Origin of the sequence: Marinobacter gudaonensis, from assembly GCF_900115175.1 — a bacterium.
Taxonomy (GTDB): Bacteria; Pseudomonadota; Gammaproteobacteria; order Pseudomonadales; family Oleiphilaceae; genus Marinobacter; species Marinobacter gudaonensis.
The window spans coordinates 1-9,072 of sequence record NZ_FOYV01000007.1 but is presented as its reverse complement, the minus strand read 5'-3'; the positions used below and the strand labels follow the sequence as shown (position 1 = coordinate 9,072).

At 58.7% G+C, this 9,072-nt stretch carries 8 protein-coding genes, 4 tRNA genes and 2 rRNA genes; all 14 read right to left on the bottom strand.

All coding sequences use genetic code 11. The annotated features are described in order from the left end of the window. On the bottom strand, positions 1-356 hold a 356-nt coding region (locus BM344_RS17445; RefSeq protein ID WP_228143681.1), incomplete at its 3' end, for a GTP-binding protein. A 51-nt stretch (positions 357-407) separates the two neighbouring features. Next, a tRNA-Thr gene (locus tag BM344_RS17440) sits at positions 408-483 on the bottom strand. 14 nt (positions 484-497) lie between these two features. Then, positions 498-572: transfer RNA gene (locus BM344_RS17435), tRNA-Gly, on the bottom strand. 10 nt (positions 573-582) lie between these two features. After that, a tRNA-Tyr gene (locus tag BM344_RS17430) sits at positions 583-667 on the bottom strand. 39 nt (positions 668-706) lie between these two features. Then, positions 707-782 (bottom strand) — tRNA-Thr (locus tag BM344_RS17425). A 31-nt stretch (positions 783-813) separates the two neighbouring features. Next, entirely contained in the window at positions 814-1,488 is a 675-nt protein-coding gene (locus BM344_RS17420; protein WP_228143680.1) for a hypothetical protein, read from the bottom strand. Then, the gene (locus BM344_RS17415) at positions 1,485-2,216 is read right to left on the bottom strand and encodes a type III pantothenate kinase (RefSeq protein WP_091992451.1); all 732 of its coding nucleotides are present in this window, start codon (positions 2,214-2,216) and stop codon (positions 1,485-1,487) included. Before BM344_RS17415 ends, BM344_RS17420 begins: the two co-directional genes overlap by 4 nt. Continuing rightward, on the bottom strand, positions 2,213-3,178 hold the full coding sequence (locus BM344_RS17410) for a biotin--[acetyl-CoA-carboxylase] ligase (protein WP_091992450.1): 966 nt from the start codon (positions 3,176-3,178) through the stop codon (positions 2,213-2,215). The genes BM344_RS17415 and BM344_RS17410 overlap by 4 nt, the downstream gene beginning before the upstream one ends. Positions 3,179-3,277: 99 nt before the next feature. Then, entirely contained in the window at positions 3,278-5,683 is a 2,406-nt protein-coding gene (locus BM344_RS17405; RefSeq protein ID WP_091992449.1) for a DUF6160 family protein, read from the bottom strand. A gap of 13 nt (positions 5,684-5,696) precedes the next feature. Then, on the bottom strand, positions 5,697-6,245 hold the full coding sequence (locus tag BM344_RS17400) for a hypothetical protein (RefSeq protein WP_091992448.1): 549 nt from the start codon (positions 6,243-6,245) through the stop codon (positions 5,697-5,699). Further along, positions 6,242-7,321: a hypothetical protein gene (locus BM344_RS17395; protein WP_228143679.1), complete on the bottom strand. Its 1,080-nt coding sequence runs from the start codon at positions 7,319-7,321 to the stop codon at positions 6,242-6,244. Before BM344_RS17395 ends, BM344_RS17400 begins: the two co-directional genes overlap by 4 nt. Before the next feature lie 10 nt (positions 7,322-7,331). Then, the gene (locus tag BM344_RS17390; protein ID WP_407656877.1) at positions 7,332-8,537 is read right to left on the bottom strand and encodes a DUF6160 family protein; all 1,206 of its coding nucleotides are present in this window, start codon (positions 8,535-8,537) and stop codon (positions 7,332-7,334) included. A 227-nt stretch (positions 8,538-8,764) separates the two neighbouring features. Then, positions 8,765-8,879: ribosomal RNA gene (gene rrf / locus BM344_RS17385) — 5S ribosomal RNA — on the bottom strand. 107 nt (positions 8,880-8,986) lie between these two features. Then, positions 8,987-9,072 (bottom strand): 23S ribosomal RNA (locus BM344_RS17380); the annotation flags it as partial.

Sequence of the window (9,072 nt, the reverse complement as noted above, 5' to 3'; positions counted from 1 at the left end):
TCACGGGTCTGCGGCATGGGGCCGTCAGCAGCGGAGCAAACCAGGATCGCGCCGTCCATCTGCGCCGCACCAGTGATCATGTTCTTCACATAGTCAGCGTGGCCCGGGCAGTCTACGTGTGCGTAGTGACGAGTCGGGGAATCGTACTCAACGTGGGAGGTCGCGATGGTGATACCACGCGCACGCTCTTCCGGGGCGTTATCGATCTGGTCAAACGCACGGCTCTCACCAGTGCCGAACACTTCGTGACATACACGAGTCAGGGCAGCTGTCAGAGTGGTCTTACCATGGTCTACGTGACCAATGGTGCCCACGTTCAAGTGCGGCTTATTACGTTCAAACTTAGACTTAGACATTTGACCAATCTCCCTAATCAACCAGGACCGTAACGTTGACCGGATAAATAGTGGAGCTCATGGGCGGATTTGAACCGCCGACCTCACCCTTACCAAGGGTGTGCTCTACCGACTGAGCTACATGAGCATTACAAACCAAATTGGAGCGGGCAGCGGGAATCGAACCCGCGTCATCAGCTTGGAAGGCTGAGGTAATAGCCACTATACGATGCCCGCGAGCAATTAGTGGTGGAGGGGGCAGGATTCGAACCTGCGAAGGCGATGCCGTCAGATTTACAGTCTGATCCCTTTGGCCACTCGGGAACCCCTCCGAGTCGAGCTTGCTCACACAAACCCGGCAAAACTTAAAGTGGAGCTGGCGGACGGAATCGAACCCCCGACCTGCTGATTACAAGTCAGCTGCTCTACCAACTGAGCTACGCCAGCTCACATTCGCCTCGTCAGCGAGGGCGGTATACTACGGATTTTTTTCTGGCGTTGCAACACCTTCACAGGGCGCGATTTCCACGAAATCGAATTTGCTTCCATAATCCGCTTTGACCGCCTGAACCAGTTCCTCGGCGAGTTCCGGTTCCGCCTCAAAAGAGAGCGCGTAGCTTATCTGATTTCGAGGGAAGTTGACCAGTACCGCATTAAGATTCTGACGCTTTTTTTCTTCCAGCACGGAAATTGCAGACTCACGGGACTCGAAAAGGCCCAGGGAAATGGCGTTACGGTTCTCGCCCTGGGTAACCAGATAGGAATCAATGCCCTGGCGCTGTATGTCGCGGAACTGGCGGAGGGCGACCTCGGGCGGTTGGGGAGGGATGATGACCCAGTGCAGTGGCGGCAGCTCCCGCTCCACCTCTTCAACGCGAAACCCTGCCTCCGAGGCCAGCGGCTGATTGTCCACCAACCGCTGGGCCTCCTGGGCAGAGGGTAGCCAGCCAAGCCGGACGCAGGACCTATCGGCGGCGACCTCTGGCACCCCCTCGTTCAGCTGATTCTTTTCCGGCGTTCCAGCCTTGAGGCTGGCGACTCGGGGTAGTGTGCCGCTGGCAACCTTCGCAACTCCGCCGGAGGGACCGAGGTAGTCGGGAAGGGTATAAAGCAGAACGCTTACAGCCAGCAAAATAGCAGCCACCCACCTCATCCCGACGCGTCCTCAGCATCAATGGCACGCAGGCCGGCAAACACCAGATCCGGGTGAAGCGTGCCCGAGAGGCCCAGGCCGATCAGTCGATCCGCATCGCCTCCGGTCACGAGTATATCCTTCAGGCCCAGGGTGCGGGCGTCTGACTGCACCCGCTCGACCATCGCTCCTGACAGCCAGGCAAGTCCGTGGTTGACGCACTCGCCAGTGGACTTGCCGGGAGCAGTCTCAAGGACCTGCTCGGGATCAAACCAGATACGGGCTGCGTCGTTCTGCAGGCTGCGCACCATCATCCGCAGACCGGGAAGGATGTAGCCGCCCAGGTGCTGCCCTCTCGCATCAACGTAGTCGACGGTGACGGCACTGCCGGCGTCAATGACGGCAAAACCGCTCTTATGGGAAAGCCAGGCCCCGTACATGGCGTGCCAGCGGTCGGCGCCCATGCGCGCAACATCCGGGTAGGCATTCCGCAGCCCGCCCCGGGTCGCCTCTGCCCAGTAAAACCGGACTGGTGCCGGGCACAGGTCTGCCAGACTGGCAGCCAGTTGTTCTCGCCTGGCCTCGGAAGCAACCGTCGACACGGCAATGGCACTGATTTCAGACCGGTATTCAAGGCCCTCAAGATGGACCTGTTCATCGAGGATACCGGTTCCAGACTGGATGACCCCGCCCCCGTCTTCGAGACACCACTTGAGTCGGGTGTTGCCGGCATCAATGAACAGCTTCATTTTGCCACCCGAAGGCTTATTTCTCCGGCCCGCACCGGCACAATGCCGTTGGCGGTCTGTATCTGATAGTTGCCGGCCTCGTCGATTCCGACGCCGTTACCTTCAAGATCGCCGCCCCGCGCCTGGAGAGGCTGACCCTTGAAAATGTCCCGCTTTTGCCAGGGTGCCCGAAAATCGGGAAAGCCCCGGTCAGCAAAGATAGGCAGGGCATCCAATATGGCATCAATAACCGCAGTGGCAATGCGGTTGCGGGACCAGTCAACACCCGGGCAGGCACGGTCCAGACTGCTCCAGGGCTGATCAACACCGTCCACCTTGGACATGTGGACATTCAGGCCAATGCCCGCGATTACCTGGACAACCCCTTCCTCAAGTTCGCCCTGGAGCTCCACGAGAATACCGCCAAGCTTGCCATCGGGCAGGAAGATGTCGTTCGGCCATTTCAGGCCGATTTCGGATACACCCAATCCCTCAAGGGCATTGGCCACCGCCACACCGAGCACCAGGCTCAGCCCATCAAGCACACCAAATCCGCCGTGGAAGGTCAGCCCCAGGCTCAAATACAGATTCTCGCCGCGCGGACTCTGCCAGACCCTGCCACGACGGCCGCGCCCCGCGGTCTGGCAATCAGCAATAACCACCGGCATGCCGGTAACACCACCGCCAATCTGGCGAATCACTTCCGCGTTGGTGGAATCAACCTCGTCCAGTACCGTTAGCGCCAGCTGCTTCTGGCGGGAAGCGGAAAGCCCCTGGAGTATGGCGTCGCGCTCAAGGAGGTCAACCCGGGATACCAGTTGGTAACCACGGCCACGAACCGTCGCCACCTCGACCCCCTCGTCCATAGCCCGCCGGATCTGCTTCCAGACCGCGGTGCGACTGACACCCAGCTGCGCGGCGAGGGATTCTCCCGAATGGATCTCACCGTCACTGAGTAGCTCAATAAGTGCCCTGGATTTCATATCGCCGATCCCGCCAAAACATGGGTAAGGCCGGATTAAACACCAGGGCGCCCAAAAAAACAAAGGCGACCGGCGATTCACCGGGATTACCGCTCAGCTTCAGGGGATCGGAGTGGCCGTGAGGTTTGCCCGGATATCGACGTTCTGTAGCTTCACGCCATAAATAGCAGTCTGGGCACCACCGGTCGGGTGCACCAGGTCGATGTTGGATATGGACAATTCCCGGAATTGCGTCCTGGCGCCAACGGCAAATCCCAGGGGACGGTTGTTGATGTCCTGGTCGGTTGGATTGGTGACGTACCGGTAGCCGGCAGCGGAGGCACTGTCGATGATCTTCTCATCCCCCCGGTTGCCAGAGACACCCAGTGAATCCAAACCATCGGATTTCTTGACCACCCGCGTCTGGTACACGTCGATCGATAAATCGGTGCGAACGCCGAAGTGATTGTCATCGATGCCATCACCGTCAAAATCGCCGCCGTCACTGGTATGAATGTCATCCAGCACCAGTTGGGTCCCCGTGCCGTTGATCGGCTGACCTGTGCCATCAACACGCCGGTTGGTCTCCCAGGTGAGGGCGTTCTTCCGGTTATTATTCTCGGCCTTGGCGTAGATCTGTTTCATGCGTACAGTCAGCCCTTCCTCGCCGCGGTTTTCCCATACGCCGCCGGACGCTTCGCAGACGGCGGCGTTGCCTCCGACACCCCCGGCGCAAACTTCGCCGGCGCCGCCAGGGATGAGGGTCATGCTGCTGCCTTTTTCGTATTTCTGGAGCACGACACGGCCAAAACTCTTGCCTGAATCCTTGTCGCCGACCCGAAGGTTGCCGATGTCCATGGTGCTCCACGCCTCGCCGGTGACCAGCTCAAGCCCCTCCTCGGTGACATCAATAGTCATATCCCGCACGTGGCCGTCGTAACTCAGGTCACTCAGCCACAACCCCTTCTGGGAAATTTCGCCACTCCCCTCGTCGTAGGGCGCTGCGATAATGGCCGCCTTGCCGTCCCGGATACGGACATCGGAATTGACGGTAAGCCCCTCGCCGCTGGCGCCTCCTGCCCCCAGTGTCAGGTGCCCGTCCAGCTCAAATTCGTAGGCCGGATAAAACCCCAGCGCCAGTAGCAATTCAGTGCCGCCCTGAAGCGGCGCATCCTCGCTGCCAACCCGCAGGCCGTTAATCCGGTAACCCGCCTGAACGCCCTCGAAGCCGATACGAAGGCCATCGTAGAATCGGGTATTGTTGACCAGGGCCTCACGGGTGACGTTCACCGTGATATCCCCCCTGCCCCAGGACTGCAGTCCACTGAAGATGATCCGGTTACCGTCCTCGGTGTAGCTCAGGTCAGCAAGCTGGAGACTCCATTCCGTCGCCAGCCGGAGACCCTGCGGGCCGGCGTCCGGGTGGCCGCCTCCCTGCAGGTAGATGGCGTTGGTGTAGGTGCGACCATTGTAGACGTGGTCGGCCAAGAGAAAACTGATATTTACCTGCCCCAAACTACGGCCGTCGGCTCCCAACTGTACCGCCCCGATTGAAAGGTCGCCTTCGAAAGCGCCCAGGGTCAGCGCCAATGCCGGACGCTTCCTCCAGTCCCGGGCCACATCCAGCCTCAGATCGTTAATACGATAGGTGCCGGTAATATCCCGGAAGGCCAGCGCATGGCCATCGTCCCGATAAATGAAGGACGCCGAATGAATCTCGGTGTCGTTGTCGATCCGAAGCCCCTCACCAGAACGGCCACCGGCGGTAATGGCCGTGCGCGACGAAAGCTCGTACGCACCGCTCAGGCTGCCATAGCTGGGCAGCAAAAGCCCGCTGTCAACATCCATGCTGACCCCGTGATTGCGGGGGTTACTGCTATAGCGAATCGCGCCGACCTGCCAGTCGGCCATCACCCTGGGCGCCTCAAGCACCAGCGCCTCGTCCACCACATCCAGGGTTACCCCCAGCGCCTCTACCGACATCGTTATGTCATCCAGGAAAAACTCGTTGCCATTGGTCCGGTAGCCGAGCCTGCCGCCGGTCATGGTGTAGGCGGAATCAAAGGTATAGCCAGCACCGCCAACTGCTCCGCCCTGGCGGATGTTGAGATAGCCATCCAGGGAGTGATCGAAAAAGAACCCACCCATGCTGAGTCCAGGCGCTCCAGCCAGTCGGATGTCACCGAACTCGATCCTGCGGTCTTCCACCAGGTAATCGAGATTCAGCGACGCGTCGTCCTGGATATCTATTTTGATGCGATGAGCCGCAGCCTTGTCGGGATCCACCGCGGAACCGATGCGAAAGTCCTCCAGGTAGAGGGCATTGCCGTCGTCCACATAGGCAATACTCCGGGCCTGCGCCTTGAGGTCGAGTTCGATCGTCAAGCCGCTTTGGCCGCTGATGCCGGCCATGGCCCGGTCGTCCAGCTGTTTTAGCTCGGCCGAGGCGCCGCCTGCCATGAACAGACAACCCACGCCACCGGCAAGTGCAACGATCGCCTGCAAAAACTTCCGGGAATCTGGCATTGTCAGCTACCCCCTATGGCTGTCCCGTTGGAAACACCAGCAGATTGCCTTCCATGACCACTGCGCCCTGCATTTCCACCGAAAAGATGTCGGTCTGCTGAAACCCTGGATCGGTCGGGCGCGGCGTGCTGCTCGCTCCGATCTTGAACCGGACATCGTTGAAGCGGACCGTATTCGGAAGACCCAGCTCCAGCACATCGCTGTCGAACAACTCCCCATCGCCCCCGAAGCCCGAATCCACATGTCGAACCCTGAGAGTCAGGCCCTCAAACGAAAAGTTGCCCCGAATCTCGTCCAGTACCATCCAGCCACCGCCTTCCTTTAACTGGTAAGCAAACCGGGCGCCGCATTTCTTGTCGGCATCCTCGCAACGGCCGAAATAACTGTTCTCCACCGGGCCACCCATCTCATTAATACTGATGTCCCCTGACAGATAGATGCCGCCCTGCCCGGATATATCCGACAGGGCTTCGTCACCCAGGCTGGCAAGTTCAGCCAACGCCGGAGCGCCGCTCACGGCCAGCAGAGCGAAAGCGAGAGGCGAAAAAAGACGAAAGGTCATGGCGCCAGGTCCCGGGTCTTGATGTGCAGATGCTGGATCAGCATTCCTTGAATCCGTGCCGACCCGAAATCCCGGTCGCTCACGCTGAAGTTGCCGATGCGCAGGTTGCTGCGAAACTCGGGGTTGGTGTAGTAGGACTCGTAGAAATCGTATGCTTGGGTGTCGCTGCTCTCCCGCCGACCGTCCGGGCCGATGGTTCCCGGTGCGGGCGGGTTGATCGCGGCAACCTCAAGCACGAAATTTCCGGTGCCGTCCACATCAAAGAACACCGGCTGCAGTTGATTACCAATGGCAAGCTCCAGGGCAAAGTTGCTCATCAGGATCCGCGATCCGCAGCTGGAGCCGTCCTGGGCACAGGCGTTGATGGACAATTCCGGGGAGTAGAGATTCAGCTTGAACTGGCCCACCATCTGGCGCCGGTCATTGTCGCCCCACAAGCGCAGGTAACTGCCATCGATGACCGCGCTCCTGGCGTGAATATTGATGTTGGCCGAGCGATCATCGCCCACGGCGACATTCATCTGCATGCCAATGTCGGCTCGTTCGCCAATATACTCGGCCGTCGCAGGCCGACTGGCGCAGGTGCCAGACCCCGCACCAGCAGCCGGATCCAGACAGTCAAAACCCTGGCCGGCAGCCACCTTGGAGGAGGTCGCCAGCTCCAGTACAGCCTTTCCCGGAATACCGATGCCATCCCCATCCACCACATCGATTCGCCACGGATTGATTAACCTGCCGAGATTCACCGGACCAAGGTTCTGGCCGTAGTCACTGTTGCTTCCAGAGATGTAGAGATGATTGACGGTGATATCCACGTCACGTCCATCGGTACTCTTGATCCCGGCGATCCGGAAAATCCTCGCTTGTTCGCCGGCGGCGTTCGGTGCATCCGTGCCGTGGGAAAATTTGAAATTCTCTAGAACCAGCCCGATGCCCGCGCCATCGATCTCCGCCATCTCCTCTTCTGCAAGGCCCTGAAGCTCTGCCTGTGCGGTGAACGGCAACAACACAACGAGCAGAACGCAAGCCAGGGAAGGCATGCCTGAGCTCGGAAAAAAGATCATCGCTTTGGCCATGACGAACTCCTCAGAACAGACCCTTGCCACGGTCAATGTACTCCGTGCGATACCGTTGGGTGCCGTACAGAGCCTCATTGAGATTGACCTCGGTAGCGCCGTTGGGAATGTTGAAAAACGCGCCGGAAGTCGCCTTGATGAAATCCTCCGGCGATAGGTTCGACTTGCGAACGTCCTCGAGCCACTCCAGGTCCTTGGTCTGGAATGAGATAAAGGCACCATCCGCAGGACCGGTTATCCGCCGTTCCCCGTTAACCTCACCGACTTCTCCAACCGGGAAACTGTTGTAGATATCCAGGTCGAAGCAGGAGTCGATACCCAGTACCAGGCAGTCTTCCGCGTACACATAGATGTCACCGCCCTGGCAGCTGAAAAACGAACAGTCCGGGACTTCGATCCGGGAACTCGATCCCCAGCCAATCAGGTTCTTTACCGACCAGCGGGTAAAACCGCTGGCACCCTCAAGAACAAAGCGCTCACCGTCCGGGATGCCGATGTACTCCGCCCGGACCGGGTCCAGCGAGCCAATATTCGGATCACCTTCGGCGCCATACACCAGTTCGGCCTTGGTAGAAAGTGGGCTACCGCTCTCGAGCAGGGGGGTCAGCAGAACGATGACCTGGTCAAAGAAGTTGCCGCTGGAACTGGCCTGGCTCAAACCCTCGCCCCGATCAATGATGTCGACGTTGACGTTGCCAGTCAGTGTTTCGATCTTGCCGGAGAGAACACCCATGGCTTCTCCGAAGCCGAATCGGAATCCCACGACTTCTTCGGTGGTCTGGTCGAAGGCGAATTCCAGGTAAGGGTTCTGGATGGAGAAGGGCACTATCTCGCCTTCCGCGTAAGGGGTGCCGTCCGGCTTTCGTTGGCGCGGTGCTTTAGGGTTTGCGTCGAAATAGGCCTGGTTATTAATGTAGCCGAGCGCGAAATCCTCGATATACACGTCGGAGGTTCCGGGCTTCTCGCCCTCACGCTCGTAGCGGCCCAGTTCCAGAACATCAACATTGGTTTGAATGTCGATATCCATGCCCAGGTTTACGCGGGTATAGGCGGTGTTGTTGGTGCTGTCGGGATGGTACTGGCGGTCGACTGATACAAATGCCTGGCCGGTCACCTCCGACATCTGCGCGTCGGTGATGGGACGCAGATCGGCCTGTACTGCAGTACTGAAAGCAGACAGCAAGGCGAGTAGAGAAACGGTTTTACTCATAGCCATGTCTCACTGACGCCGCATTGTTTTTATTCGCGGCGAATTAATGATGACTGATGAGCGTCTCTGAGGCTGGCTTGATGTTGTTTTTTGTGTTGGCCAGTTCTTTTACGGAATATTACTGCTTGTTACAGACTGTCACTGTGCGCGGCGTCATGGTTTTGAGATTTCTCAAATTCCGCGCATAAAAAAAGCCCCGGCAGCTGATGCTGTCGGGGCTGTTTTATTTAGGAGCCTGACGATGACCTACTCTCACATGGGCAACGCCACACTACCATCGGCGCTGGTCTGTTTCACTTCTGAGTTCGGGATGGGATCAGGTGGTTCCAGACCGCTATGGTCGTCAGGCAAAACGGTTGATCACTGGGGGACGGGATAGAGTTAAGTGATGTTGATTTCGTTAGAGCGTGGCTTTCGCTAGCTCTTGCGTTATCCGCAATTGTCTTGGGTGTTATATAGTCAAGCCGCACGAGCAATTAGTACCGGTTAGCTCAACGCCTCGCAGCGCTTACACACCCGGCCTATCAACGTCCTGGTCTTG